The sequence below is a fragment of the Variovorax sp. GW821-FHT10B04 genome (assembly GCF_059415645.1).
Genome location: NZ_JBWKNQ010000007.1, coordinates 318,084 through 343,033 on the forward strand (window position 1 = coordinate 318,084; position 24,950 = coordinate 343,033).

The 24,950-nt window shown below is 68.9% G+C and carries 24 protein-coding genes; 11 read left to right on the forward strand and 13 right to left on the reverse strand.

Translation table 11 applies throughout. The features are described 5' to 3' along the window. Positions 1-3 precede the first annotated feature (3 nt). The 4 genes from AC07PZ_RS19405 to AC07PZ_RS19420 form a co-directional block, all read right to left on the reverse strand. A complete protein-coding gene (locus AC07PZ_RS19405; RefSeq protein ID WP_495296766.1) occupies positions 4-1,188 on the reverse strand; it encodes an acetyl-CoA C-acyltransferase in 1,185 nt (394 codons plus the stop codon). 66 nt (positions 1,189-1,254) lie between these two features. Then, positions 1,255-3,117 carry a bifunctional isocitrate dehydrogenase kinase/phosphatase gene (gene aceK / locus AC07PZ_RS19410; protein ID WP_495296767.1) on the reverse strand — a complete coding sequence of 621 codons (1,863 nt, stop codon included), beginning with the start codon at positions 3,115-3,117 and terminating at the stop codon, positions 1,255-1,257. 15 nt (positions 3,118-3,132) lie between these two features. Beyond that, positions 3,133-3,855, reverse strand: a complete 723-nt coding sequence (can, locus tag AC07PZ_RS19415; protein ID WP_495296768.1) for a carbonate dehydratase — start codon at positions 3,853-3,855, stop codon at positions 3,133-3,135. Between the two features lie 55 nt (positions 3,856-3,910). After that, positions 3,911-4,336, reverse strand: a complete 426-nt coding sequence (locus AC07PZ_RS19420; RefSeq protein ID WP_495296769.1) for a MerR family transcriptional regulator — start codon at positions 4,334-4,336, stop codon at positions 3,911-3,913. Positions 4,337-4,474: 138 nt separating this feature from the next. Between AC07PZ_RS19420 and AC07PZ_RS19425 the strand changes: the two genes are divergently transcribed. From AC07PZ_RS19425 to AC07PZ_RS19435, 3 genes are read left to right on the forward strand one after another with little or no spacing between them, the layout of a single operon-like run. Further along, positions 4,475-5,551 (forward strand): MBL fold metallo-hydrolase, encoded by a 1,077-nt coding sequence (locus AC07PZ_RS19425; RefSeq protein WP_495296770.1) that lies wholly within the window; start codon positions 4,475-4,477, stop codon positions 5,549-5,551. Between the two features lie 50 nt (positions 5,552-5,601). Next, entirely contained in the window at positions 5,602-6,936 is a 1,335-nt protein-coding gene (locus tag AC07PZ_RS19430; RefSeq protein WP_495296771.1) for a leucine-rich repeat-containing protein kinase family protein, read from the forward strand. A gap of 24 nt (positions 6,937-6,960) precedes the next feature. Continuing rightward, positions 6,961-8,541 carry a phospholipase D family protein gene (locus AC07PZ_RS19435; RefSeq protein ID WP_495296772.1) on the forward strand — a complete coding sequence of 527 codons (1,581 nt, stop codon included), beginning with the start codon at positions 6,961-6,963 and terminating at the stop codon, positions 8,539-8,541. 66 nt (positions 8,542-8,607) lie between these two features. Here AC07PZ_RS19435 and AC07PZ_RS19440 read toward each other — a convergent pair whose 3' ends face one another. The 3 genes from AC07PZ_RS19440 to AC07PZ_RS19450 form a co-directional block, all read right to left on the reverse strand. Then, positions 8,608-9,303, reverse strand: a complete 696-nt coding sequence (locus AC07PZ_RS19440) for a YceI family protein (protein WP_495296773.1) — start codon at positions 9,301-9,303, stop codon at positions 8,608-8,610. A gap of 76 nt (positions 9,304-9,379) precedes the next feature. Continuing rightward, positions 9,380-10,036 carry a YceI family protein gene (locus AC07PZ_RS19445; RefSeq protein WP_495296774.1) on the reverse strand — a complete coding sequence of 219 codons (657 nt, stop codon included), beginning with the start codon at positions 10,034-10,036 and terminating at the stop codon, positions 9,380-9,382. Then, complete coding sequence (locus AC07PZ_RS19450) at positions 10,033-10,629, reverse strand: cytochrome b (protein ID WP_495296775.1); 597 nt, start codon at positions 10,627-10,629, stop codon at positions 10,033-10,035. The genes AC07PZ_RS19445 and AC07PZ_RS19450 overlap by 4 nt, the downstream gene beginning before the upstream one ends. 194 nt (positions 10,630-10,823) lie before the next feature. On the opposite strand from AC07PZ_RS19450, the gene AC07PZ_RS19455 reads away from it, so the two are divergent. Beyond that, positions 10,824-11,594 (forward strand): SDR family oxidoreductase, encoded by a 771-nt coding sequence (locus AC07PZ_RS19455; protein WP_495296776.1) that lies wholly within the window; start codon positions 10,824-10,826, stop codon positions 11,592-11,594. A 10-nt stretch (positions 11,595-11,604) separates the two neighbouring features. On the opposite strand, the gene AC07PZ_RS19460 is transcribed toward AC07PZ_RS19455, so the two are convergent. From AC07PZ_RS19460 to glyQ, 5 genes are read right to left on the reverse strand one after another with little or no spacing between them, the layout of a single operon-like run. Next, positions 11,605-12,516: a M48 family metallopeptidase gene (locus tag AC07PZ_RS19460; protein ID WP_495296777.1), complete on the reverse strand. Its 912-nt coding sequence runs from the start codon at positions 12,514-12,516 to the stop codon at positions 11,605-11,607. A gap of 7 nt (positions 12,517-12,523) precedes the next feature. Further along, on the reverse strand, positions 12,524-13,258 hold the full coding sequence (locus AC07PZ_RS19465) for a lysophospholipid acyltransferase family protein (RefSeq protein ID WP_495296778.1): 735 nt from the start codon (positions 13,256-13,258) through the stop codon (positions 12,524-12,526). Beyond that, complete coding sequence (gene gmhB / locus AC07PZ_RS19470; RefSeq protein ID WP_495296779.1) at positions 13,258-13,836, reverse strand: D-glycero-beta-D-manno-heptose 1,7-bisphosphate 7-phosphatase; 579 nt, start codon at positions 13,834-13,836, stop codon at positions 13,258-13,260. The genes AC07PZ_RS19465 and gmhB overlap by 1 nt, the downstream gene beginning before the upstream one ends. A 31-nt stretch (positions 13,837-13,867) precedes the next feature. After that, positions 13,868-15,991 (reverse strand): glycine--tRNA ligase subunit beta, encoded by a 2,124-nt coding sequence (gene glyS / locus AC07PZ_RS19475; protein WP_495296780.1) that lies wholly within the window; start codon positions 15,989-15,991, stop codon positions 13,868-13,870. A gap of 11 nt (positions 15,992-16,002) precedes the next feature. Continuing rightward, entirely contained in the window at positions 16,003-16,917 is a 915-nt protein-coding gene (gene glyQ, locus AC07PZ_RS19480; protein WP_495296781.1) for a glycine--tRNA ligase subunit alpha, read from the reverse strand. Positions 16,918-17,137: 220 nt separating this feature from the next. On the opposite strand from glyQ, the gene AC07PZ_RS19485 reads away from it, so the two are divergent. From AC07PZ_RS19485 to AC07PZ_RS19495, 3 genes are read left to right on the forward strand one after another with little or no spacing between them, the layout of a single operon-like run. Continuing rightward, the gene (locus AC07PZ_RS19485) at positions 17,138-18,109 is read left to right on the forward strand and encodes a diacylglycerol/lipid kinase family protein (RefSeq protein ID WP_495296782.1); all 972 of its coding nucleotides are present in this window, start codon (positions 17,138-17,140) and stop codon (positions 18,107-18,109) included. Further along, a complete protein-coding gene (locus AC07PZ_RS19490) occupies positions 18,106-19,026 on the forward strand; it encodes a metallophosphoesterase family protein (protein ID WP_495296783.1) in 921 nt (306 codons plus the stop codon). Before AC07PZ_RS19485 ends, AC07PZ_RS19490 begins: the two co-directional genes overlap by 4 nt. Before the next feature lie 14 nt (positions 19,027-19,040). After that, positions 19,041-19,856: a phosphatase PAP2 family protein gene (locus AC07PZ_RS19495; protein WP_495296784.1), complete on the forward strand. Its 816-nt coding sequence runs from the start codon at positions 19,041-19,043 to the stop codon at positions 19,854-19,856. 123 nt (positions 19,857-19,979) lie between these two features. Here the strand turns inward: AC07PZ_RS19495 and AC07PZ_RS19500 are convergent, their stop codons facing one another. Continuing rightward, the gene (locus AC07PZ_RS19500; RefSeq protein WP_495296785.1) at positions 19,980-21,050 is read right to left on the reverse strand and encodes a type II asparaginase; all 1,071 of its coding nucleotides are present in this window, start codon (positions 21,048-21,050) and stop codon (positions 19,980-19,982) included. A 250-nt stretch (positions 21,051-21,300) separates the two neighbouring features. Here AC07PZ_RS19500 and AC07PZ_RS19505 point away from each other — a divergent pair, with 250 nt between their 5' ends. The 4 genes from AC07PZ_RS19505 (at position 21,301) to AC07PZ_RS19520 (ending at position 24,875) form a co-directional block, all read left to right on the forward strand. Next, positions 21,301-21,939 (forward strand): TetR family transcriptional regulator C-terminal domain-containing protein, encoded by a 639-nt coding sequence (locus tag AC07PZ_RS19505; RefSeq protein ID WP_495296802.1) that lies wholly within the window; start codon positions 21,301-21,303, stop codon positions 21,937-21,939. Positions 21,940-22,064: 125 nt separating this feature from the next. Continuing rightward, a complete protein-coding gene (locus tag AC07PZ_RS19510; protein ID WP_495296786.1) occupies positions 22,065-22,652 on the forward strand; it encodes an NAD(P)H-dependent oxidoreductase in 588 nt (195 codons plus the stop codon). 10 nt (positions 22,653-22,662) lie between these two features. Next, positions 22,663-23,976 carry an amidohydrolase family protein gene (locus AC07PZ_RS19515; protein ID WP_495296787.1) on the forward strand — a complete coding sequence of 438 codons (1,314 nt, stop codon included), beginning with the start codon at positions 22,663-22,665 and terminating at the stop codon, positions 23,974-23,976. 20 nt (positions 23,977-23,996) lie between these two features. After that, positions 23,997-24,875: a creatininase family protein gene (locus tag AC07PZ_RS19520; RefSeq protein WP_495296788.1), complete on the forward strand. Its 879-nt coding sequence runs from the start codon at positions 23,997-23,999 to the stop codon at positions 24,873-24,875. Positions 24,876-24,950 lie beyond the last annotated feature (75 nt).

Below are 24,950 nucleotides of genomic sequence, written 5' to 3' on the forward strand. Positions count from 1 at the left end.
AGGTCAGATCAGTTCGAGCGCGACAGCGGTGCCTTCACCGCCGCCGATGCACAGCGTGGCGACGCCACGCTTCTTGCCTCGCGCCTTCAACGCATGGATCAGCGTCACCATGATGCGCGCGCCGCTGGCGCCGATCGGGTGGCCCAGCGCGCACGCACCGCCGTTGACGTTGACGATGTGATGCGACACGTCCAGCTCGTGCATCAGCGCCATCGGCACGACCGCGAAGGCTTCGTTGACCTCCCAGAGATCGACGTCCTTCACGGACCAGCCGGTCTTCTTGAACAGCTTGGCGACGGCACCCACCGGTGCGGTCGAGAACCACTCGGGCTGCTGCGCATGCGTGGCGTGGCCGACGACGCGGGCGATCGGCCGGGCGCCGATCTTCTTCGCGTGCGACTCGGTCATCATCACCAGCGCTGCGGCACCGTCGTTGATCGACGAGCTCGAGGCAGCGGTGATGGTACCGCCGTCCTTCTTGAAGGCGGGCTTGAGCTGCGGGATCTTGTCGAGCTTGACCTTGCCCGGACCTTCGTCGATGGAGATCACGGTCTCGCCGCTGCGGCCCTTGACGGTGACGGGTGCGATCTCGTCGCGGAATGCGCCGGACTCGGTGGCCGCCTTGGCGCGCTCGACGCTGGCGATCGCGAAGGCATCCTGCTGCTCGCGCGTGAACTTGTACTTGGCCGCGCAGTCCTCGCCGAAGGTGCCCATCGAGCGGCCCGGCTGGTAGGCGTCCTCGAGGCCGTCGAGCATCATGTGATCGAAGATCCGGTCGTGGCCCATGCGGTAGCCGCCGCGGCCCTTGAGCATCAGGTAGGGCGCGTTGGTCATGCTTTCCATGCCGCCGGCGATCATCACCTCGTGCGTGCCCGCGAGCAGCATGTCGTGCGCCATCATCGCGGCCTTCATCGCGGAGCCGCACATCTTGCTGAGCGTGACGGCGCCGGCCGCATCGGGCAGGCCGCCCTTGTAGGCCGCCTGGCGCGCAGGCGCCTGGCCCTGGCCGGCCATCAGGCAGTTGCCGAACAGCACCTCGCCGACCGAGTCCGGCGCGATGCCCGCGCGCTCGACGGCCGCCTTGATGGCGACGCCGCCCAGGTCGTGCGCAGCCAGCGACGAGAAGTCGCCCTGGAAGCCGCCCATGGGGGTGCGGGCGGCGCCGACGATAACGATGGATTCGGTCATGTGTGATCTCCTGTTGGTTGAGGGTGTCGAGTTCGCCGGCGCTCGAAGCGCCGGGCGGGGGAAGCGTCAGAAGTGCGGTGCGGGCGTCACGGGCGTTGCGGGCGTTTCGGCCGCCGCATGCGCCACCGCCGGCTGGCGGAAGCGCTGCGACGCCTCGTACGGAAAGACGTCGAGCATCTGGCCGGCCTGGATGCGCTGCTTGTGGCTCTGCCAGAAAGCCGCGTCCAGCAGGTCGGCGTGGTGCGCCATGAAGGCCTCGCGCACCGCCGGATTGCCGAGCAGGAAGGGCTCGAAGGTTTCGGGGAACACGTCCTTCGGACCGACCGCATACCAGATCTCGCCGCTCATCTCCTCCTGCTCGTTGCGCGGTGCCGGCACCTTGCGGAAGTTGCAGTCGGTCAGGTATTCGATCTCGTCGTAGTCGTAGAACACGACCTTGCCGTTGCGCGTCACGCCGAAGTTCTTCCAGAGCATGTCGCCGGGAAAGATGTTGGCCGCGACCATGTCCTTGATGGCGTTGCCGTACTCGACCACGGCATGCGTGAGCTGGTCCTGCGCGCGTTTGGCCTGCGCCGGCGATTCGGGCTCGGCCAGCACGTCGAGCGCTTCCTGCAGGTAGAGATTGAGCGGAATCATCCGGCGCTCGATGTAGACGTGCTTGAGCACCAGCTCCATCTCGCCGTTGCCGTCGCGGTCGCCGATCTCGAACTGGCTCGGCGCATCGCGGCGGATTTCCTCGATCAGGTCGGGGGCGAAGCGCGCCAGCGGAAAGCCGACGTCGCTGTACTCGAGCGTGTCCGCCATCCGGCCGACGCGGTCGTGCTGCTTGACCAGTTGGTACTTGCCCTTGACCTGCTCGCGCGTCGTCTCCTTCTGCAACGGAAAGTGGTCCTTGATGACCTTGAAGACATACGGAAACGACGGCAGGTCGAACACCAGCATCACCATGCCCTTGATGCCGGGCGCGATCCGGAAGCGGTCGCTCGAGTAGTTCAGGTGCGACAGGAAGTCGCGGTAGAACAAGGTCTTGCCCTGCTTGGCCAGGCCGAGCGCGTTGTAGATCTCGGCGCGCGGCTTGCGCGGCATCAGCGCGCGCAGGAAGCGCACGTAAGCAGAGGGCACGTCCATGTCGACCATGAAGTAGGCCCGCGCGAAGCTGAAGAGCATCTGCAGATCGTCTTCGCCGAACAGCACCGCGTCGACATGGAAACGGCCATCGGCGTCATGCAGGATCGGCAGCGCGAAAGGCAGCTCGACATAGCCGTTCATGATCTTGCCGACCAGGTAGGCGCCCTTGTTCCGGTAGAACAGGCTCGACAGCACCTGCAGCTGGAAGTTGGCGCGCAGCTTGACCTGGTGGAAGCGCGCGAGGATGGCCGCGGCGACGCGCTCGGCATCGCGCCGCTGGTGCGCGAAGCGGCCCTGCAGCGCATAGTCGTCGAGCAGCTGCGCGACGATGTCGGCCAGCGTGTCGGCCTTCGGGTAATAGGCGCGATAGGTCGGCGCGCCGCGCGGCTCGATGTACTCGGTGCTGATCGCCGGGCGCACGAAGATGAAGTCGTTCTGGAAGTACGCGCGGTGCAGGATCTTCGTGGTCACCGAATTGAAGAAGCTCTCGCCGAGCTCGGGCTGGTGATGGTCCACCAGCAGGCCGATGAAGTGCAGCTTGACCTGGTGCCAGACCGCCATCGGCTGCTCGCCGGCGTTGAACTCCTTCTCGAGCCGCGCCACGGCCTCGGCGACGCGCAGCCCGTAGAACTCGATGCGCTCGCGCTGCGCGCGCTGCTGGCCGGGCCAGTCGGCCGTCTCGAAACGATGCTTGGCGCGCGCCGACTCGGCACGGAACAACCGGTAGTGGCGGTTGAAGCCGTCGATCAGCGCCTTCGCGATGTCGTAGGCCAGCGGCGAGTCGAGACGCTGCGGGAACATGGCCGCCCTGATCGCCTAGTGGCTGCTGCTGCCGGCTTCCTTGACGCCTTCGATGGCGGCCGCCGCTGCCGGTTCCGGCGGCTTGCCCCACTTGTAGCGAATGCGCTGGACTGCCGCGCGATACACGTTCTCGAGCGGCTTGGTGCCGTCGACGGTGAGTTCCAGGTCCTGGATCAGGCCGTCGTGCACACCGAAGGCCCAGCCGTGGATCGTGACCTTCTGGCCGCGGCTCCAGGCGTCGACCATCACCGTGCTGACGGCCACGTTGATCACCTGCTCGGCGACGTTGAGCTCGCACAGCGCGTTGGCGCGTGCATCGGCCGGCAGCGAGTCGAGCATCACGTGGTGGCGGTCGCGCACGTCCTGGATGTGGCGCAGCCAGTTGTCGGCCAGCCCGATGCGCGCGCCTTCGAGCGCGGCCTGCACACCGGAGCAGCCGTAGTGGCCGACCACCATGATGTGCTCGACCTTGAGCCGCTCGACCGCGAACTGGATCGCCGACAGCGCGTTCAGGTCGGAGTGCACCACGATGTTGGCGACGTTGCGGTGCACGAACACCTCGCCCGGCTCCAGGCCGGTGATCTGGTTGGCGGGCACGCGGCTGTCGGAGCAGCCGATCCACATGTACTTCGGCGTCTGCTGCTTCACCAGGTTGGTGAAGAAGCCGGGGCGGTCGCGCTCCATCTGGGCGGACCAGGCACGGTTGTGGGCGAACAGGTCGGAAAGGCTGTGGGACATGGTCGTAGGGTCGGAAGGGTGGTCGGGATTCGTCATCTGAAGGCGTTCTTCGGGGTCAGGCGGAGGTGGCTCGGGCCTTGGGCGCCTTGCGGGCCCGCGACAGCGCGGTACGCGTGGCCTTTTCCTGAGCCTGCACTTCACTGAGGTTGGCCTGCAGTTCGGTCAGCTGGGCCTCGAGTTGCGCGCGGTGCGCGCTCAGCACGCCCACGAACTTCTCCAGCTGCGCAACGGTGTCGCGCGGGCTGTCGTACATGTCGAGGATATCCTTGGCCTCGCTCAGGCTCAGCCCGAGACGCTTGGCACGCAGCGTGAGCGTGAGCCGCGTGCGGTCGCGCGCACTGTAGACCCGCTGCAACCCGCCCGCCCCGCCGCGCGCCGGCGTGAGCAGGCCCTTGTCTTCATAGAACCGGATCGCGCGCGTCGTGAGATCGAATTCGCGGGCCAGTTCGCTGATCGTGAAGGAACGTTGCGAGAGCGTCATGTGCGTCGGAAAGACCGGAAGAGCCGGCAAGGACCAGAAGGAGCCTCACGGTGCGGTAGCAGACGAGACAACGGGTTTTCACCAAGCTGCCTACAATGCCTGATCACACCATGACGTTTACGTAAACGTCAATCGTACATGAACATCCTCGAACGCGAACTCCAATATCCCCTCGGCGAGACATTGCCAGAGCCTGGCGAGACGATCGAAGTCGCTCCCGGCGTGCGCTGGATCCGCATGGCGCTGCCCTTCGCGCTGAACCACATCAACCTCTGGCTGCTGCGCGACACGATCGACGGCACGGAGGGCTGGACCGTGGTCGACTGCTGCATCTCGCACGAATCGTCGCGAGCCCAGTGGGAGCAGGTGTTCGAGACGCAGCTGCAGGGTCTGCCGATCCTGCGCGTGATCGTCACGCACATGCATCCCGACCACATCGGGCTGGCCGACTGGCTGTGCAAGCGCTGGAACGTGCCGCTGTGGATGAGCGCAACCGACTACTACGTCGCGCGCAACCTCACGCAGCCGGGCGTGGCCGACAGCGGCTCCGGCGGCGAGATCGCGGCGCGCTTCTTCGCGTCGCACGGGTTGGTCGACCCGGCCGCGATCGACGCCATCGCCGGGCGTTCCAGCTACTACCGCGACATGGTGCCGTCGCTGCCCGACCGCTACGTGCGGCTGCTCGACGGCAACACGGTGCGCATCGGCGACCACGACTGGCGCTGCATCACCGGCTATGGGCACGCACCGGAACACATCTCGCTGTACAGCGCGTCGCTCAACGTGCTGATCGGCGGCGACATGATGCTGCCGCGCATCTCGACCAACGTGAGCGTGCATGCGGACGAGCCCGAATCGAACCCGCTGCGCCTGTTCCTGGACAGCATCGAGCGCTTCAACACCGAGGTGCCGGCCGACGCGCTGGGCCTGCCGTCGCACGGCAAGCCGTTCTTCGGCATCCACACACGCGTCGGCCAGTTGCAGTCGCACCACCGCGACCGGCTCGCCGAGATGATGGAGGGCTGCGCCGAGCGCCCGCTGAGCGCCGCCGAGGCGATGCCGCTGATGTTCAAGCGCCCGCTCGACCTGCACCAGACCACCTTCGCCATGGGCGAGACGCTGGCCCATCTGCACCTGCTGTGGCTGGCCGGCCAGTTGCGCCGCACGCTGGGCGCAGACGGCATCTACCGTTTCAGCGTGCCCGCCGCCGGCTGAAACCGGTTCGTGCAGCAAGCCTGCGCGGGCTGTGAGATGCTCGCGCGCGCATGCACACACTGACCGAACTCCGCGCCGGCCGGCTCGCCGGCATCCGGCGGCTCGACCTCTCCTGCGGACTCCCCGAATTCCCGCCCGAGATCTTCACGCTCGCCGACTCGCTCGAGGTCCTGAACCTGTCGGGCAATGCGCTCGACCGCCTGCCCGACGACCTGCCGCGGCTGCACCGGCTGCGCGTGCTGTTCTGTTCCGACAACCGCTTCACCGCGCTGCCGGAGGTGCTCGGCCGCTGCAGCAAACTCGACATGGTCGGCTTCAAGGCCAACCGCATCCGCCACGTGCCGGCCGCGGCGCTGCCGCCCCGGCTGCGCTGGCTGATCCTCACCGACAACGAGATTGCCGAACTGCCGGACGAACTGGGGCGCCGTCCGCGGCTGCAGAAGCTGATGCTGGCGGGCAACCGGCTCGCGCAACTGCCCGCCACGCTGGCCGGCTGCGCGCAGCTCGAGCTGCTGCGGATCTCGGCCAATCGGCTGCCGAAGCTGCCCGAGGAAATCGCCGGCTTGCCGCGACTGGCCTGGCTCGCGCAAGCGGGCAATCCGTTCGCCGCAGCGCATGAAGCGACGGCCCACGCCGCGCATCCGGTGCCGGACGTCGACTGGGCGGAATTGAAGCTCGGCGACCGGCTGGGCGAAGGCGCGTCCGGCGTGATCCATCGCGCACGATGGCAGTCCGGCGGGCAGGCTCCACGCGACGTGGCGGCCAAGCTGTTCAAGGGCGCGCTCACCAGCGACGGCCTGCCGCAGAGCGAGATGGCGGCCTGCCTCGCGGCCGGCACGCATCCGAACCTGATCGGCGCCGTGGGCCGCATCGCCGGCCATCCCGAAGGCACGCAGGGCCTGCTGATGCCGCTGGTCGATCCGGCCTTCCGCGTGCTGGCCGGGCCGCCGAGCCTGGACTCCTGCACGCGCGACGTGTACGCCGCGGGCACGCGCTTCACCGCCGATGTCGCGCTGAACATCGCGACCGGCATCGCCGCCGCCACCGCCCACCTGCACGCACGCGGCATCCTTCACGGCGACCTGTACGCGCACAACATCCTCTGGAACGATGCGGGCGATGCGCTGCTGGGCGACTTCGGCGCGGCGTCCTTCCTCGACCCCGGCGACCGGGCGACGTCCGAGGCGCTGCAGCGCACCGAGGTGCGCGCCTTCGGCTGCCTCCTGGAAGAACTGCTGGCACATGCCGATTCCCGCACCGCGGATGACGCCGGCAGCGCTGCGTTGCGCGCGGCGTCGTCGCTGCAGGCGCGCTGCTGCAGCGACGACCCGCGCGATCGCCCGCTGATGGCGGACGTGTACCGCGAGCTCGCGCAGGCGGCCTGAGCGCCAGCACACACCGACACACCGATGACACGCTTCGCCCTCGCGCTCTTCGCCTGTCTTGCATTGCTGCTCGGCGGCTGCGCCAGCCTGCCCGATGGGCTGCAAGGTCCGCCGTCGAAGGCCTTGCCCGCCGCCAGCGCCGCCGGCACCACGCTGGGCCGCATCGCCAAGGCGGCGCAGCCCGACCCCGACCTGAGCGGCTTCCGGCTGATGCCGGGCGGCGACTTCGCGCTGAGCGCGCGGCTCGAACTCGCGCGCCGTGCCGAACGCACGCTCGACGTGCAGTACTACCAGATCGAGGACGACGAGACCGGCCGCTTCCTGCTGCGCACGCTGCGCGATGCCGCGCTGCGCGGCGTGCGCGTGCGGCTGCTGATGGACGACCTCTACACATCCGGCGAAGACGAGTTGCTCCAGGGCCTGGCCGCCACGCCGAACCTGGAGCTGCGGCTGTTCAACCCGTTCCCGGCCGGCCGCGAGAGCCTGGGGCGCCGCTTCGGTGCGTCGCTGGTCCACTTCGAGCGCGTGCAGCACCGCATGCACAACAAGCTCTTCATCGCCGACGGCGCCATGGCCGTGGCGGGCGGACGCAACATCGGCAACCAGTACTTCCAGCGCACCCAGGGCGAAAGCTTCGTCGACCTCGACACCTTCGTCGCCGGCGCGCTGCTGCCCCGGCTGGGCGAGCTGTTCGACCAGTACTGGAACAGCGCCTACGTGGTGCCGCTGCAGGCGGTCGTGCCGACGGACGTGCCGCGCGACGACCTGCAGCGCCGCTTCGACGCGATGACCGGCCCGGCCACCACGCCGCCACCGCCGCCGCCCGCGCCGAACGACCTGCTCGGCTACGGGCCGATCGTCGACGAGCTGAACAGCGGCCGCCTCGGGCTGATCTGGACGCTGGCCGAGGCCTACGCCGACGCGCCCGATCGCGTCGTCGGCAAGACCGCGTCGTACCGCGGCATCCCGCTGCTCGACGTCGACAGCGTGCGCTACAACGTGGTCGAACAGATCCGCCGCGCGAAGCAGGACGTGGTGCTGAGCTCGCCCTACCTGATACCCGGCCCGGCCGGCCTGGAGGTGATGCGCGAGGCGCGACGCCGCGGCGTGACGATGAGCCTGATCACCAACTCGCTCGCCGCCACCGACGAGCCGCTGGTCCACACCGCGTACCGGCGCTACCGCGTCGACATGCTGCGCCAGGGCATCCGGCTGGACGAGCTGAGTTCGGCGCGCACCCGGCAGAGCGTGCGGCTCGGGCTGTTCGGTACATCGACCGGCCGGCTGCATGCGAAGACCGCGGTGATCGACCGGCAGGTGCTGTTCGTCGGCTCGATGAACTTCGACCCGCGCTCGGACGTCCACAACACCGAGATCGGGCTGATCATCCGCAGCCCCGAGATGGCCGAGCAGGTGATCAAGCTGCTGGAGGTGCTGAAGGACCAGGGCGCCTACCGGCTGCGGCTGGCCGACGATGGCCGGATCGAATGGGTCAGCGAGCAGGACGGCCGAGAGCGCGTGCTGCGCGAAGAGCCCGACTCGGGCTTCTGGCAGCGGCTGATGCTGGACCTGCTGGCACCGCTGACGCCGGAGAGCCTGCTCTGAACGGACGCGCGCTGCTGGCGTTCAGGCTGTTCAGGCCGTTCAGGCCGTTCAGGGCGCTCAGGCTGTTCAGGGTGCCGGCGGCGCGAGGTTGATCGCCTCGACCTGCACCAGCAGCCGCACGCGGTCCTCGAAGCCGAAGTTGATGCCCCAGGTCAGGCCCCACTGGCTGCGCAGGATGGTGGTCTCGAAGTCGCCGCCGCAGACCTGCCGGTTGATCAGCGGATTCAGGTAGCAGTTGAAGCGGTTCGCCTTCAGCGAGATCGGCAGCGTCTTGCCCATCAGCGTGAGCGTGCCCGGCACCTCGCTGACCTTGCCGCCGGAGAAGACGATCTGTTCGGCCGTGAAGCGCGCGGTCGGGAAGTCGGCCACGTTGAAGAAGTCCTTGCTCTGCACATGCCGGTTGAGCAGGTCGACGCCGGTGTTGATCGAACTGATGTCCATCACGATGTCGACCCGGCCGCCGAGCCCGGTGGCGTCGATCTTCACGCTGCCGTCCTTGGTGCTGAAGCGCCCGCGGTTGGTGGTCGTGCCGTAGTGGCCCATCTCGTAGTTGACGAAGGTGTGGGTCGGGTCGATCACGTAGTCGGCGTTCTTCACCGGGCCACCCGACGGCGCCGCGGCGATGGCCGGCGCGGTGTAGTCGGGCGCGGTCGGCATGGGCGCGACCGGTATCGCGGGCGCCTGCGCATGCGTGGCGCACGCCAGCATGGCAGCGGCGATCGGGACCGATGCGCGCAGCGCGGCGGGAAGTCGTGAGTTCATGGGTTTCTTGTCTCGGAATGCTGGAGGGTGCGGAGCGAATGATCGTTCACGGCGTCGTGCTTCGTGCTTCTGGCGGTCACAGCGGGCCGAAGCCGGCCAGTACCAGCTTGAAGTGAACCTGCACCTCGTTGGCGACGATCGAGGTGTCGGTCCATTCGCCGTCGCCGATCTTGAATTCGAGGCGTTGCAATGCGAAGGCGCCGGTCGCGAGCGAGGTGTCGCCGGACTGCGTGATGGCCACCGGCACCACGAGCGGCTGCGCGCGCCCCTTCAGCGTGAGCGTGCCCGCGACCTCGAAACGGCCGCCGCCGAGCGCGCGGATCGCCGTCGACTGGAACACCGCCTTCGGGAATTTCGCGGCGTCGAACCACGGCGCCTTCGGCAGTTCGGCATCGCTTTGCGGCACGCCGAGCGACGCACTGGCCATGTCGATCTGCAGCGCGACCGTGCCGCCCTCGGGCTTGCGCGGATCGAACGCGATCTGCGCATCGAAGCGACCGAACGCGCCTTCGACCGGCACGCCCATCTGCTTGCTCACGAAGGCGATGCGGCTCTGCGCGGCGAGCACGCGCGCCGGGGCCACGGCGGCCGCTGGCAGCGGCGGCTTCGGCGACGCATCGGCCGGTGCGGCCCAGGCCGATCCGGCCAGGCAGGACAGCCCGAGGCAGGCGGCCAGACCGAGTGCGGCCAGGCTGCGCGGGCCGCATGGAGAGAGGGACGGAGACAAGGTCATTTCACGGCTTTCTTGCGCGGCGACGGGAACATGCGGCCCGCCAGGCCGTCGCGGTCGATCCAATGGTGCTTGGCCACGGCCGCCACGTGCAGCAGCACGAGTCCGGCCAGCCCATACGCGCCGTAACGGTGCAACGGCAGCAGCGCGTCGGCCCAGGCCGGATCGCGCGGCACGAAATCCGGCAGTGCCAGCACGCCGAACCATACGACCGGATAGCCACGTGCCGAGGTGTAGGCCCAGCCGGCCAGCGGCACGCCGAAGAACAGGAGGTACATCGCGCACAGCGTGGCATGGTGCGCGGCACGCTGCCAGGGCGGCATCGCGGCCTCGATGCGCTCGCCCAGCGGCGGCGGCCGGTGCGCCAGGCGCCACAGCAACCGGAAGGCCGACAACGCGAGGATCGCGACGCCGGCCCACTTGTGCCAGTTGTAGAGCCGCAGCCGCGTCACGGTGAAGGGCAGGTCGGCCATGTAGAGCCCGAGCGAGAACGACGCCGTGATCATCAGGGCCAGCAGCCAGTGCAGCGCCATCGCGACACGGCCATACCGAAGTGCGCGCGGTGCATGCGGCGTGTCGGCGGAAGGAGGAGGCATCGGGGGCTGTCTGTGCACGGTCGGCGGACCATCGGAACGTCAGCGAAGCATCGATCGTACCTGCGGCCGCGCGATGGTGGCACCTGGGCGACGGCGTCGCAGGGCGCGGCCCACTAAGCTGCGCAACCGACCGCCGTCCGAAGGCGGCATCCGACGACCCGACCCCTTCCACAGGATCCACAGGAGACAAACGCATGGACACCACCACCCTCTTCTCGCTCAAGGGCCGCAGCGCGCTCATCACCGGCGGCTCGCGCGGCATCGGCCGCATGATCGCCGAGGGCTTTCTCGCGCAGGGCGCCCGCGTCTACATCTCGGCGCGCAAGGCCGCCGCCTGCGACCAGACGGCCAAGGAGCTGTCGGCCTTCGGCACCTGCATCTCGCTGCCGGCCGACGTGTCGACCGTCGAGGGCGCGCAAGCGCTGGTCGCGGCCTACGCCAAGCACGAGGACACGCTCGACATCCTGGTCAACAACGCCGGCGCCGCCTGGGGCGCGCCCTACGACGAGTTCCCCGAAAGCGGCTGGGACAAGGTCGTCGACCTGAACCTGAAGGCGCCGTTCTTCCTGACCCAGGCGCTGACGCCGATGCTGCGCAAGGCCGCGACCGACCATCTGGCGAAGGTGATCAACATCGCGTCGATCGACGGCGTGTCTGTGAACCCGCTCGAGACCTACTCGTACGCCGCCAGCAAGGCCGGCCTGATCCACCTGACGCGCCGCATGGCCACCCGCCTTGCGCCCGACCGCATCGCCGTGAGCGCGATCGCGCCAGGCGCCTTCGCGTCGGACATGAACAAGGAAGCGCGCGACCACGGCGACGAAGTCAAGGGCCACATCCCGGCCGGCCGCATCGGCGTGCCCGAAGACATGGCAGGCGCCGCGATCTACCTGGCATCGCGCGCCGGCGACTACGTGGTCGGCTCGACGCTGGTGGTCGACGGCGGCGTGACGCACGCCCGCTGAGCCGACGCGCCTATTTCCATTGCGGAATGGGGACTTCCTTGAGCTGCTTGCGCAGCGCACCGTAGTCCGGCATCACGCTCTCGACCGTCTCCCAGAAACGCGGGCTGTGGTCCATCACGCGCAGGTGGGCCAGCTCGTGCGCCACCACGTAGTCGATCACCGGCATGCGGAAATGCACCAGCCGCCAGTGCAGGCGGATCGCGCCGTCGGCGCTCGCGCTGCCCCAGCGCGTGGCCGCGTTCGACAGCGACAGCTTCTTCCAGCGCACGCCCAGCAGCGGCGCGAAATGGTCGAGCCGCTCGGCGAAGATGCGTCGTGCCTGGCGCATCAGCCAGGCCTGGGCGGCGTCGCGGATCTGCATGGCGTCTGCATTGCGCGCCAGCGCGAGACGCAGCACGCGCGGTGCGCCGGTGCCGTCGGCCGCGGCAGCGTCGAGCACGGCACCCACGCCGTCGAAGCCATGGCGCGGATCGAGCTGCACCACCACGGTCTCGCCGAGGAACGGAAAGCTCGCGCCGTCACGCCAGTCGATGCGCGACGCCTCGTGCTGCGCATGGCGCTGCTGCGTCTCGACCAGCTTGCGCACGATCCAGTCGGCCTTCTCCTGCACCGCGGCGTCGATGTCGCGCAGCACGGCCCAGCGCGGTGCGCGAACCGACAGCCCTTCGGCGCCGACCACGAAGCCGATGGTCCGTCGCTTGCCGCGCGTCAGCTCGTAGGCGACGCGGGCATTGCCGATCGTCGCCTCGCGCGACGCGCGCGGATGGATGAACTGCGCCGGCCGCAGCGTGTCGGCCAGCGGCACCGCGGGGGCGGGGTCGACCGTGTGGATCGGCGGCGGCGGCGGCAGTGACGCGGGCGCCGCGACCGGCGCGGGCGAAGGGTCGAACAAATCCAGCGTGAACTGCAGCAGCCTGTTCACGGACGGTTCAGCGGTAGGCTTCCGGATCGAGGCGGCGCATTTCCGCTTCGATCCATTCCTCGACCTCGCGCATCAGCTCATCCGGCTTGCGTCCGATGCTCGGGATCGCCGGGCCGATCGACACGTCGACGATGCCCGGCCGCTTGATGAAGGCCTTGCGCGGCCAGACCTTGGCCGAGGTCACGGCGATCGGAATCACGGGCGCGCCGGTGTCGATCGCGAGCCGCGAACCGCCGGTCTTGTAGGTGCCCTTCTGGCCGCGCGGAATGCGCGTGCCTTCGGGGAACATGATGATCCAGATGCCCTGCGCCAGCAGTTCCTTGCCCTGCGCCACGACCTTGTTGAAGGCGCGCGACTTCTGGCTGCGGTCGATGTGGATCATGTCGAGCCGCGCCATCGCCCAGCCGAAGAAGGGCACGTAGATCAGTTCCTTCTTGAACACGTAGGCCAGCGGATGCGGCATCAGCGTGGGCATCAGGAAGGTCTCGAGCGTGGACTGGTGCTTGACCAGCAGCACGGCGCCGGCGCGCTTGTCCTGCGGCAGGTTCTCCATGCCGGTCACGCGGGTGCGGATGCCCAGGATGAGCCGTGCGCCGCCGATGGCCCAGCCGAGCCAGCGCTCGGCCATCCAGTAGAGCGGTTCGCCGCGACGCCAGAGCGAAGCGACGCACATGATGATCCCCCAGGGGATCACGGTGACGAGCATCCACAGCATGTGGATCGTGGAACGAATGAATGCCATCAGATAGCTACCTGCAGCGCAGCCTGCGCCTTTTCGCGTTCAATGAGGAAGTCGACGAAGGCCGCGAGGTCTTCGTGCACCCGAGTGCCGGGCGGATAGTCGGGCGGCAGCGGCGCACCGCGGCAGGCGGCACCCATGCCGGTCAGCAGCAGATGCGGCTCGCAGCCGGCGGCCGCGCCGGCCAGCACGTCGCGCAGGCTGTCGCCCGCGGTCGGCACCTGCGTCAGGTCGACGCCGTAGCGCTCGCCGATCTGGTGGAACAGTCCGGGCTTCGGCTTGCGGCATTCGCAATCCTCGTCGGGGCTGTGCGGGCAATAGAAGATCGCGTCCACGCGCCCGCCCACCGCGGCCAGCATCTTGTGCATCTTGGCGTGCATCGCGTTGAGCGAGGCCACGTCGAACAGCCCGCGGCCCAGCCCCGACTGGTTGGACGCGATCACCACATGCCAGCCCTCGTGGTTGAGCCGCGCGATCGCTTCCAGCGACCGCGGCAGCGCGGTCCATTCGGCGTCGGTCTTGACGAAGTCGTCGCGGTGCAGGTTGATGCTGCCGTTGCGGTCGAGGATGACGAGTTTCATGGGCGGCGCTCCTCGCATGGGTTGCGGGCGATCAGGCGGCGAGCCGCTCCAGCAGCGCCACGCGGTTCATCGCGGCGTGCAGGATCATCAGCAGGCCGAGACGGTTCAGGCGCAGGTCGAGCTGTTCGGCATTGACCATCACGCCATCGAAGAAGGCATCGACCGGCGCGCGCAGCGCGGCCAGCGCCTGCAGCGAGCCGGCGTAGTCGCCCGCGTCGAACTTCGCGTCGGCGGCCGGAACGACCTGCTGCATCGCAGCGAACAGCGCCTGCTCGGCCGGCTCCTGCAGCAGCACCTCGCTGACGTGCGCATCGGCTTCCGGCGACTTCTTCAGGATGTTGCCGATGCGCTTGTTGGCGGCGGCCAGGGCAGGCGCCTCGGGCAGCGCGGCGAAGGCGCGCACGGCGGCCAGGCGCTGGGGAATGGTGGCCCAGAGACCGAGCTTCTGCGCGTAGATCGCGGCATCGACTTCGGCCGGTGCGTAGCCCGCATCCTTCAGGTAGCCCTTGAGCCGTTCGATCAGGAATTCGTCGAGCGCCACGGCGGCATCCTGCAGCAGGCCGGCGGGGAAGGCGTCGAAGGCCAGGCGGGTCAGCTCGTGGAACTGCAGCGGCAGCTGCTTCTCGATCAGCATGCGCACCACGCCCAGCGCATGGCGGCGCAGCGCGAACGGGTCACGGTCGCCGGTGGGCAGATTGCCGATGCCGAACATGCCGGCCAGCGTCTCGAGCTTGTCGGCCAGCGCGACCGCGACGCCGACGTCACCGCGCGGCAGCGTGTCGCCGGCGAAGCGCGGCTTGTAGTGGTCTTCGATGGCGTCGGCGACTGCGGTGTCGAGCCCGTCGTGCAGCGCGTAGTAGCGGCCCATCGTGCCCTGCAGTTCGGGGAACTCGCCGACCATGTCGGTCACGAGGTCGGCCTTGGCCAGTTGCGCGGCCTGGGTCGCCTGCGCGGCCAGCGCCGCATCGCCCATCTTGGCGGCGATCGCCTGTGCGATGTGCATCACGCGCGTGACACGCTCGCCCTGCGTGCCGAGCTTGTTGTGATAGACCACCTTGCCCAGCGACTCGACGCGCGAAGCCAGCGTCTTCTTGCGGTCCTGGTCGAAGAAGAACTTGGCGTCGGCCAGCCGCGGGCGCACCACACGCTCGTTGCCCTGGATCACCGCGCTCGCGTCGTCCGGCGTGATGTTGCTCACGACCAGGAACTTGTTGGTGAGCTTGTCCGCCGCGTCGAGCAGCGGGAAGTACTTCTGGTTGGCCTTCATCGTGAGGATCAGGCATTCCTGCGGCACACCCAGGAACTCGCTCTCGAATTCGCAGACCAGCACGTTCGGGCGCTCGACCAGGGCGGTGACTTCGTCCAGCAGCGCGTCGTCCTCGATCGCCTTGGCACCGCCACCGACCTTGGCGGCTGCCGCGGCCAGCTGGCGTGCGATTTCGCCGCGACGGGCCTCGAAGCCCGCGATCACGGCGCCGTCGTCGGCCAGTTGCTGCGCATAGCTGTCGGCGTCGCGCAGCACGACCGGATCGACCTTCGCCTCGAAGCGGTGGCCGTGCGTGTCGCGGCCGGCCTTCAGGCCGAGCGCCTCGACCGGCACGACCACGTCGCCGTGCAGCGCGACCAGGCCGTGCGCCGGGCGCACGAAGCTCACGCTGCTCCAGCCGGGCAGCTCGCAGCCGCTCTCGAGCTGGTAGCTCATGACCTTGGGGATCGGCAGCTTGGCAATGGCCTCGGCCAGCGCCTTCTGCAGGCCGTCGGCCAGCGTGGCGCCGCGCGCGGTGCTCTCGTAGAACAGCGCTTCGGCCTTGCCGTCCATCGCGCGCTTCAGGCCGGGCACGGCGGACGCGTCGGCGCCGAGTGCGCCCAGGCGCTTGAGCAGTGCAGGCGTCGGATTGCCGGCGGCGTCGATGCCGACGGCAACCGGCATGAGCTTCTGCGACACGGCCTTGTCGGCGGCCTGCGCCACGACGCCGGTGAGGTGGGCTCCGAGCCGGCGCGGCGAGGCATACGCGGTAAGCACCGAGGCCGCATCGGCCAGGCCCTGCGCGACCAGTTGATCGCGCAGCACGCCGGCGAAGGCATCGCCCAGCTTCTTCAGTGCCTTGGGCGGCAGTTCCTCGACAAAGAGTTCGACGAGCAGGTTCTTGTTCATGGTCATGGTCTTCAGGCCGCCTTCTTCGTGGCCGGCGTCATCTGGGCGACCCATTCGCGCGGCGCCATCGGGAAGCCGAGGCGTTCACGGCTCTCGTAATAGCTCTGCGCGACGCTGCGCGCCAGATTGCGGATGCGGCCGATGTAGGCGGCGCGTTCGGTCACGCTGATCGCGCCGCGCGCGTCCAGCAGGTTGAAGCTGTGCGCGGCCTTGAGCACCTGCTCGTAGGCCGGCAGCGCCAGCTGCGCTTCCATCAGGTGTTTGGCCTGCTTCTCGTGCGCGTTGAAGGCGGTGAACAGGAATTCGGCGTCGCTGTGCTCGAAGTTGTAGGTCGACTGTTCGACCTCGTTCTGCTTGTAGACGTCGCCGTAGCTCAACCCGTCGGTCCAGGTCAGGTTGTAGACGTTGTCCACGCCCTGCAGGTACATGGCCAGGCGTTCCAGGCCGTAGGTGATCTCGCCGGTGATCGGCTTGCAGTCGATGCCGCCGACCTGCTGGAAGTAGGTGAACTGCGTCACTTCCATGCCGTTCAGCCAGACCTCCCAGCCCAGGCCCCAGGCGCCGAGCGTCGGGTTCTCCCAGTCGTCCTCGACGAAGCGGATGTCGTTCTTCTTCAGGTCGAAGCCGAGTGCCTCGAGCGACCCGAGGTACAGCTCGAGGATGTTCGACGGTGCGGGCTTGAGCACCACCTGGTATTGGTAATAGTGCTGCAGGCGGTTCGGGTTTTCGCCGTAGCGGCCGTCCTTGGGGCGGCGGCTCGGCTGCACGTAGGCGGCCTTCCATGGTTCGGGGCCGAGCGCGCGCAGGAAGGTGGCCGTGTGCGAGGTGCCCGCACCGACTTCCATGTCGTAGGGCTGGAGCAGCGCGCAACCCTGGTTGGCCCAGTAGGTCTGCAGGGTGAGGATGATTTGCTGGAAGGTCAACATGAGGCTGGCCGGCGAGCCCGGACATTGGACGTGGACACGTGAACGAAAGGCGCGGGCTGAACCCGCGAAAGGCGACGATTTTACGGGCCGCGCGCGCGGTCGCGCTGGCGTGGGTCGATGCGCAAAGGCAACTCTCCCACACGGTGCCGGGATGTTGCCCGCTCGCCGGCGGCGCCGGGCGCTGCGACAAACACGGGTTGTTTTTTGCCCGCTCCGTGCCATGCCTGCTCCGATCCTCGACGCCCGATCTCCCCTCTTCATCGTGCTCAACGCCGGCTCCGGCCGGGATGACGCCGAAGCCACGCGCCGGGTGATCGAGGCGGGCTGCGAGGCCGCCGGCCGCCCGTGCCGCATCTTCCTGGTCGACGCGCCGGACAAGCTGCAGGCGCTGGCGCGCGAGGCCGTCGAACGCGCACGGAACGGCGGCGGCATGGTCGTGGCGGCGGGCGGCGACGGCACGATCAACGCCGTGGCGCAGGCGACGCTGGGCAGCGGCTGTGCCTTCGGCGTGCTGCCGCAAGGCACCTTCAACTATTTCAGCCGCACGCACGGCATTCCGCGCGACACCGCCGAGGCGCTGCACATCCTGCTGACCGAGCCGGTGCGGCCGGTTCAGGTTGGACTGGTCAACGGACGGGTGTTCCTGGTCAATGCGAGCCTCGGGCTCTATGCCGACCTGCTGGAGGAGCGTGAGAGCTACAAGGCGCGCTATGGCCGCAGCCGCTGGATCGCCTTCTTCGCCGGGCTGGTCACCGTGCTGCGCGGTCATCGGCAGTGGCGGCTCCGGCTGGCCTCGCGCGGCCAGGAGCGCGACCTGCGCACGCCGACCCTGTTCGTCGGCAACAACCCGCTGCAGCTGCGCCAGGTCGGCATCCCGGAAGCGGATGCGCTGGAAGACGCGCGCGGACGGCTCGCGGCCATCGCGCTCAAGCCGGTCGGTGCGCTCGCCATGCTGCCGCTGCTGGTGCAGGGTGCGCTGGGCCGGCTCGGGAACGCGGACGACGTGCTGAGCTTTTCCTTCGAGTCGCTGACGGTCAAGGCCGGCGGGAACCGCGGGCCGCGCCGCATCAAGGTGGCCACGGACGGAGAGATAAGCTGGCTCGACATGCCGCTGCTCTTCCGCCCCTCGCCCGAGCCGCTGTGGCTGGTCAGGCCCGACATCGCCCCCGAGCTGGAAGCGGCCAAGGAATGAGCGCGACCCTGTTGCCCGAAGGCGATCAACGCCACCGTCCGCAGCGCGGAGTTCATCCGGCGAGCGTGCTGCTGCAGATCTCCGACCCGCACTTCGGTACCGAACAGCCGGACGTGCTGCGGGCACTGGAAGCCCTGGCGCGGGAGCAGGCGCCGGCGGTCGTCGTCCTGTCGGGCGACATCACCCAGCGCGCGACGCGGGCGCAGTTCGCCGCGGCGCGCGCCTTCGTCGACCGGCTGGCCGCGCCGGCGCTGCTGGTGATTCCCGGCAACCACGACATCCCGCTGTTCCAGGTCGGCGCGCGCCTGCTGTCGCCCTACGGCCGCTACAGCGAGGCGTTCGGCCGCGATCTGGAGCCGGTCGTCGATGCGCCCGAATGGCTGGTGATCGGCGTGAACACGACGCGCCGGTACCGGCATTCGGACGGCGAGGTCTCGCCCGCGCAGGTGGAGCGGGTGGCGGCGCGGCTGGCGGCTGCGACGCCGCAGCAGTTGCGCGTCGTCGTGACGCACCAGCCCGTGCTGGTCACGCGGCCGGAAGACGTCACCAACCGGCTGCACGGCCGCAAGCTGGCGATCGAGCGCTGGTCGCAGGCCGGCGCCGACGTGGTGATGGGCGGCCACATCCACCTGCCCTACGTCCGGGCGCTGCATGAAGAAGCCGACGTGGCTTGCGTCCGGCCGATGTGGGCCGTGCAGGCCGGCACGGCGGTGTCGACGCGCGTGCGCGGCGGCCGGCCGAACTCGGTGAACCTGGTGCGGCGCGAGGCCGACACGGCCCTGCGCACCTGCGTGGTGGAGCGCTGGGACCACTCGGCCGCCGACGATCGCTTCGTCTGCGCCGAGCGACGACGGCTGCCGCTGGCCAGCCTGCCGAGGCCGGCGGGCCGTGGGCCACAACAGACAACGGGGCGCTAAGCTGACGCCCCGCCATGCCGACCGCCGCACCTCACCTCGTCCTCCTCGCCGAACTGCTGGGCCAGAACGCGATTGCGGCCTATCTGGTGGCGCTCACCGCCGCCGTGCTGGCCGCCGGGCTCTTCAGCCACGGGCTGCAGCGAACGAGGCGACCGACGGCGCCCGACGCGGAACCGAATCCGCGCCGCTTCGTCGCCGGCTTTGCGGTGGGTTTCGTGCTGATCCTGATCGCGTCCGGGCTGTTCGCCTTCATCGCGGCACATGTCACGCAGGGACGCACGCTCGGGCTGGCCGACCAGGCGCTGGCCGACGCGATCGCCGCGCATGTGCCGTTGTCGAGGCTGAAGGTCTTCGGCTGGCTCACGCACCTGGGTGACGCCGAACTGCTGATCCCGGTGGCGTTGACGGTCGCCGTGCTGTTGTGGCGCCACGCGCACCGCGGACTGGCGCTGGGCTGGCTGCTCACGCTGGCCGGCAACCTGGCGCTGAACCCGCTGCTCAAGCGCATCTTCGAACGCGCCCGGCCGGTGCACGACCATGGGCTGGCGTACGAGACCAGCTTCAGCTTCCCGAGCGGCCACAGCTCGGGCGCGATCGTGAGCTACGGCCTGCTGCTCTACGTCGTGCTGCGCACGCTGCCGCCGCGCTGGCACCTTCCTGCCGCGATCGGCTGCGCGGCCGCCATCACGACCATCGCCTGCAGCCGCATCCTGCTGCAGGTGCATTTCGCCAGCGACGTGATCGCCGGGCTGCTGTCGGGCTTCGTCTGGCTGGCGGTGTGCGTGAGCAGCCTGGAGTACGCGCGGCACCGCGCGACAAAGGTTCGCTGAGCCACAAGCCGTCGGCACGGCAGAAGTGGAAGATGCGGCCGCCGCCGTGCCCCCCAAGGCGGCCGCGCCTCCCCCTCGGGGGGTGGCGAATCACACGCGCAACGCGCGTGAAAAGCCGGGGGCTCAATACTCCCAGAAGATGCGTTGCAGCTCTTTCGTGTCGCTCGTCTTGGTCAACGCGACCATCGCCAGGATGCGCGCCTTCTGCGGGCGCAGGTCGTGCGCCACCACCCAGTCGTACTTGTCGTCGGGCTGCTCGGCGTTGCGGATCACGAAGCCGTCCGGCACGCGCGAGGCGCGGATCACCACGATGCCGTCGGCGCGCACCTTCTGCAGGCTCGGCACGATGCGGTCGGCCACCGAGCCGTTGCCCGGACCGCCGTGCACCAGCGCCTTGATGCCGCTCTTGCCCAGCGCGTCGATCGCGGTCGAGCTCACGCCTTCGTAGCCCATGGCGATCTCCACCGGCGGCAGCGACGTGATGGTGTCGATGTCGAATTCCGAGTTCATGGTGTGGCGCTTCACCGGCGCACGGAACCAGTAGTTGCGGCCTTCCACCACCATGCCGAGCGAACCCCATTGGCTCACGAAGGCGCTCGGCTTGATGTTGAAGTTCTTGCTCACGTCACGCCCGCTCTCGATGCTGTCGTTCATCGTCAGCAGCACGCCTTTGCCCATCGCGTCCTTGCTGCCGGCCACGCTGACCGCGTCGAACAGGTTCAGCGCGCCATCGGCCGACAGCGCCGTGCCCGGGCGCATCGAGGCGACCATCACGATCGGCTTGTCGGTGTGCACGGTCAGCGTGAGGAAGTAGGCGGTTTCTTCCACCGTGTCGGTGCCGTGCGTGATGACGATGCCGTCGACATCGGGCTGCTTGGCCAGCGCGGAAACACGCTTGGCCAGGGTCAGCAGGTTGTCGTTGGTCAGGCTTTCCGAGGCGACCTGGAAGACCTGCTCGCCGCGCACGTTGGCCACCTTGCCGAGCTCGGGCAGGCCGGCGATCAGCTTGTCGACGCCTACCTTGGCCGCGGCGTAGGTGGCGCTGTTGATGGCCGACGCGCCCGCGCCGGCAATGGTCCCGCCGGTCGCAAGGATCACGACGTTGGGCAGCGCGGTCTGGGCGTGCGCGATCGCGGTGACGGCCAGCAGCGCGGCGGAGGCCGCCAAGTGGCGCAGACGAGAAACATTGAGCATGGAAGGTGTCCTTTGTTGAAGTGCCGCGCATGATGCGGATGGCACTTCGGCGTTACAAGTCCCATGCCGGAATGCAGGGGCGGCCATGCCAAGGCGGCATCCGGCCATGCGCGCCATGTTTGATCCATGCGGCCCTGGCGCATCGACGGCAAGCGGTACCATTCCGGCTCGCGTTCGGCGCGACCTTCCTCATTTCCCGGCGTCCACCGTGCAGCCCGCTTCCCTGTCTCCCTCCGCCATCGCTCAGGACATGCCCGTCCCCGACGGACCGCTGTCGCGGGCGCGCCCGGGACGCGAACGGATCATGGCGGCGATCCGCGGCGCGGCCATTGCCGAGTTCAGCCTGCACGGCCTGAAGGGCACGTCGACCCAGGCGATCGCGGCACGCGCGGGCCTGACCAAGCCGCAGCTTCACTACTACATCGCCGGCAAGGAGGAGCTCTACGAAGAACTCCTGATGCAGGTGCTGCATTCGTGGAAGGTCGTGTTCGCCTTCGACCAGGCCGCCAGCAGCGGGCCGGCCACCGTGCTGGCCGACTACATCCGCCAGAAGCTCGACCATGCCTTCGACAGCCCCGAAATGTCGCGGATCTTCACCCGCGAGGTGCTCGACGGCGGGAAGAACCTCGAAGGCTTCTGGCCCAACTCGCAGGCCTGGACACAGAAGAAGATCGACATCATCAACGGCTGGATCGCGCGCGGCCTGATGCGTCCGCTCGACGCCCGGCTGCTGCTGCAACACATCTGGGCGATGACCCAATACCACGCCGACTACGCCCTGCAGGCGCGCGTGATGATGGGCACCGGCGCCGAGACGCCGATCGATCGCGAGCAGGTCGCCAAGGAACTGATCGCCTTCGTGCTAGCCGGCTGCGGCATCCGGACCTGACGCAAGGCGGCGCGATGGACGCCGCCCCCATGGCTCGACAACGCGATGCGCCAAAACGGTGCGCAAACGCTGGCACGCGCTTTGCATAAACCTGACCACTTGCTCTGATTAAGCGGTCAAACCCCATGCGCGTGCTCGTCATCTACTGCCACCCGGTCGAAACCAGCTTCCATGCCGCCATGCACCAGGAGGTGCTGAAGAACCTGCGCGCGGCCGGCCACGAGGTGGACGACTGCGACCTCTACGCCGAGGGCTTCAACCCGGTGATGTCGCGCGAGGAGCGGCTCGGCTACCACGACGTGCCGACCAACCGGCTGCCGCTTCAGTCGCACATCGATCGCCTGATGTGGGCGGAAGCGCTGGTGTTCTGCTTCCCGACCTGGTGCTTCGGCCTGCCGGCGATGCTCAAGGGCTACTTCGACCGCATGTTCATGCCGGGCGTGGCCTTCGACATCAGCGACCCGGCCAACGTCAAGCCGTCGCTCACGCACATCAAGCGGATCTCGGCCGTCGTGACCTACGGCCGGCCGCGCTGGGTCGCCTGGTACATGGGCGATCCGCCGCGCAAGATCATCACGCGCTACATGAAGCGCCTGACCGGCCAGGGCGCGCACGTGGACTACCACGCCCACTACCACATGAACATCGCGACCGAGCCACAGCTGAAGCGCTTCATGGCGCGCGTCGGCCAGGCGATGGCGAAGTTCGCCTGAGGACGCCCGCGTGCCCGAACTCGCTCCGACCCGCCTCGACAACGTGCGGCTGCCGCGCTGGCTGCTGCCGGCCGGTTGGCCCGTGGATGGCGAAGAAGAATCACCTGCGCTGGCCCGCATCGCCATCGCGCACGGCCGCATCGCTCGGCTCGTGCCGATGCCTGCAGCCTCGGGGGTCCCTGCGGCGGAACAAGGCGCCCTCGACCTCCAGGGCACGCTCGCGCTGCCCGGTTTCGTGGACGCCCACACGCATCTCGACAAGGCCTTCACGCTGCCACGCATGAAGAACGTGCAGCCGGGCCTGCTCGGCGCGATCGACGCCATGTTGGCCGACCGGCCGCGCTGGACCGTGGCCGACGTGCGCGAGCGCGCCTCGCGCGGCCTGCAGTGGGCCTGGGAATGCGGCAGCACGCGCGTGCGCACCCATGTCGACTGGTGGGAACCGGAATCGGTGCCGATCGCCTGGCACGTGCTGGCCGACCTCGCCGCCGAATGGCGCGGCCGGGTGAAGCTCGAGCAGGTCAGCCTGATCAAGCTCAGCCTGTTCGAAGACGCGATGCAGGCGCACGCCTTCGCGCGCATCGCGGCCGAGACCGGCCCGCACGCGCTGCTCGGCGGTTTCGTGCATTCGCACAACTGGAGCGAGCGTGCGCTGCGCAACCTGCTGGCTGCGGCGCAGGCTTTCGACCTCGACGTCGACCTGCACGTCGATGAAGAACTCAACCCCGACGCGGTCGGCCTCGCGACCACGGCGCGGGTGATGCGCGAGACCGGCTTCGAGGGCCGTGTCGTGTGCGGCCACACCTGCGCGCTCGCTGCGCAGGACGAGTCGACCGCGCTCGCCACGCTCGATGCGGTGGCGCGCGTGCCGATCACGCTGGTGTCGCTGCCGGCCACCAACCTGCTGCTGCAGGATGCCGTTACCGGCCGCACGCCGCGCCAGCGCGGCCTCACGCTGGTCAAGGAAGCGCGCGAGCGCGGCATTCCGCTGCTGTTCGCGAGCGACAACGTGCAGGACCCGTTCTGCCGGCTCGGCAGCTTCGACCCGGTCGAAGCGCTCGGCCTGGCCGCGATGGTGGCGCAGCTCGACGCGCCCTTCGACGTCTGGTCGCAGACGCTGTGCCGCGCCGACTGGCTGCAGCGCACGCCCGACGCCACGCCCGCACTGATCGGCGCGCCGGCCGATCTGGTGCTGTTCCCCGAATCCGACATCCACGGCTGGCCGTCGCGTACCGCGACGCGCGTGGTGCTGCGCGACGGCCGCGTGGTGCGCGGCCAGGTTCCGCACGCCTGGACGCCGGTCGCCACGACTTCCCTCACCTGAAAACACGACAGGACACCGACATGCTCCACGGCTACATCCCGCCCCACCGCTTCCTGCCCTATCTGAGCTGGACCGAAATCACCGCGCTGCCCGACCGCGAGAACACCGTCATCGTGCTGCCCTGCGGCGCGATCGAGCAGCACGGCCCGCACCTGCCTTGCTCGGTCGACAGCGTGATCGCCTCCGGCGTGATGGGGAAGGCGCTCGAGAAGCTGCCCGCCGAGGTCCGCGCCTTCGCGATGCCGCCGATCACCTATGGCAAGTCGGAAGAACACCTGCACTTCCCCGGCACGATGACGCTGACCGGCACGACGCTGCTGTCGACCGTGATCGAGATCGGCGAGTCGGTCTATCGCTCGGGCTTCCGCAAGCTGCTGTTCGCCAACGGCCACGGCGGCCAGCCGCAGGTGCTGGAGATGGCGGCGCGCGAACTGCGGCTGCGCCATGGCGATTTCGTGGTCGTGCCGCACGGCGTGTCGCGGCTGCCGAATGCGTCGAGCAAGCAGATCAGCGAGCAGGAAAAGAAACTGTCGATGCACGCCGGCCATTCCGAAACCGCGCTGATGCTGGCACTGGCACCCGACACCGTGCACATGGAACGTGCCGTCGCCAACTTCCCGCCGGCCTTCCCGATCAAGTTGCTGTCGGCCGACGGCCGCCCGGCCTGCGCCTGGACCTCGCGCGATTTCGGCCCGAGCGGCGTGATCGGCGACCCGACGAGCGCGACGCGCGAGCAGGGCCTGGAGATCCTCGACACGCTGTCCGACAGCTGGGTGCAGGCGCTGACCGAGCTCTATGCGCTGCGCTGGGTCGTGCGCGACGAGCCGACCTGGGGCCGCGGCCACGAGACCGGATTCATCCAGCCGTCGTTCACGCCGGCCGCACCCACCGCCGCATGAGGCGCGCTCCTTGCATTGCCCGGCCGTCGACTCGCTGACCCCGACACCCTTCGCAACCCGTTTTCCCACCCACGT

Coding starts and splice junctions, on each gene's coding strand:
- AC07PZ_RS19500 (WP_495296785.1), bottom strand. CDS start 21,050: ATGCTCAATGTTTCTCGTCTGCGCCACTTGGCGGCCTCCGCCGCGCTG.
- AC07PZ_RS19495 (WP_495296784.1), top strand. CDS start 19,041: ATGCCGACCGCCGCACCTCACCTCGTCCTCCTCGCCGAACTGCTGGGC.
- AC07PZ_RS19425 (WP_495296770.1), top strand. CDS start 4,475: ATGAACATCCTCGAACGCGAACTCCAATATCCCCTCGGCGAGACATTG.
- gmhB (WP_495296779.1), bottom strand. CDS start 13,836: ATGAAACTCGTCATCCTCGACCGCAACGGCAGCATCAACCTGCACCGC.
- aceK (WP_495296767.1), bottom strand. CDS start 3,117: ATGTTCCCGCAGCGTCTCGACTCGCCGCTGGCCTACGACATCGCGAAG.
- AC07PZ_RS19510 (WP_495296786.1), top strand. CDS start 22,065: ATGCGCGTGCTCGTCATCTACTGCCACCCGGTCGAAACCAGCTTCCAT.
- AC07PZ_RS19520 (WP_495296788.1), top strand. CDS start 23,997: ATGCTCCACGGCTACATCCCGCCCCACCGCTTCCTGCCCTATCTGAGC.
- AC07PZ_RS19450 (WP_495296775.1), bottom strand. CDS start 10,629: ATGCCTCCTCCTTCCGCCGACACGCCGCATGCACCGCGCGCACTTCGG.
- AC07PZ_RS19440 (WP_495296773.1), bottom strand. CDS start 9,303: ATGAACTCACGACTTCCCGCCGCGCTGCGCGCATCGGTCCCGATCGCC.
- AC07PZ_RS19430 (WP_495296771.1), top strand. CDS start 5,602: ATGCACACACTGACCGAACTCCGCGCCGGCCGGCTCGCCGGCATCCGG.
- can (WP_495296768.1), bottom strand. CDS start 3,855: ATGTCCCACAGCCTTTCCGACCTGTTCGCCCACAACCGTGCCTGGTCC.
- AC07PZ_RS19485 (WP_495296782.1), top strand. CDS start 17,138: ATGCCTGCTCCGATCCTCGACGCCCGATCTCCCCTCTTCATCGTGCTC.
- AC07PZ_RS19490 (WP_495296783.1), top strand. CDS start 18,106: ATGAGCGCGACCCTGTTGCCCGAAGGCGATCAACGCCACCGTCCGCAG.
- glyS (WP_495296780.1), bottom strand. CDS start 15,991: ATGAACAAGAACCTGCTCGTCGAACTCTTTGTCGAGGAACTGCCGCCC.
- AC07PZ_RS19505 (WP_495296802.1), top strand. CDS start 21,301: ATGCCCGTCCCCGACGGACCGCTGTCGCGGGCGCGCCCGGGACGCGAA.
- AC07PZ_RS19420 (WP_495296769.1), bottom strand. CDS start 4,336: ATGACGCTCTCGCAACGTTCCTTCACGATCAGCGAACTGGCCCGCGAA.
- glyQ (WP_495296781.1), bottom strand. CDS start 16,917: ATGTTGACCTTCCAGCAAATCATCCTCACCCTGCAGACCTACTGGGCC.
- AC07PZ_RS19455 (WP_495296776.1), top strand. CDS start 10,824: ATGGACACCACCACCCTCTTCTCGCTCAAGGGCCGCAGCGCGCTCATC.
- AC07PZ_RS19405 (WP_495296766.1), bottom strand. CDS start 1,188: ATGACCGAATCCATCGTTATCGTCGGCGCCGCCCGCACCCCCATGGGC.
- AC07PZ_RS19465 (WP_495296778.1), bottom strand. CDS start 13,258: ATGGCATTCATTCGTTCCACGATCCACATGCTGTGGATGCTCGTCACC.
- AC07PZ_RS19435 (WP_495296772.1), top strand. CDS start 6,961: ATGACACGCTTCGCCCTCGCGCTCTTCGCCTGTCTTGCATTGCTGCTC.
- AC07PZ_RS19445 (WP_495296774.1), bottom strand. CDS start 10,036: ATGACCTTGTCTCCGTCCCTCTCTCCATGCGGCCCGCGCAGCCTGGCC.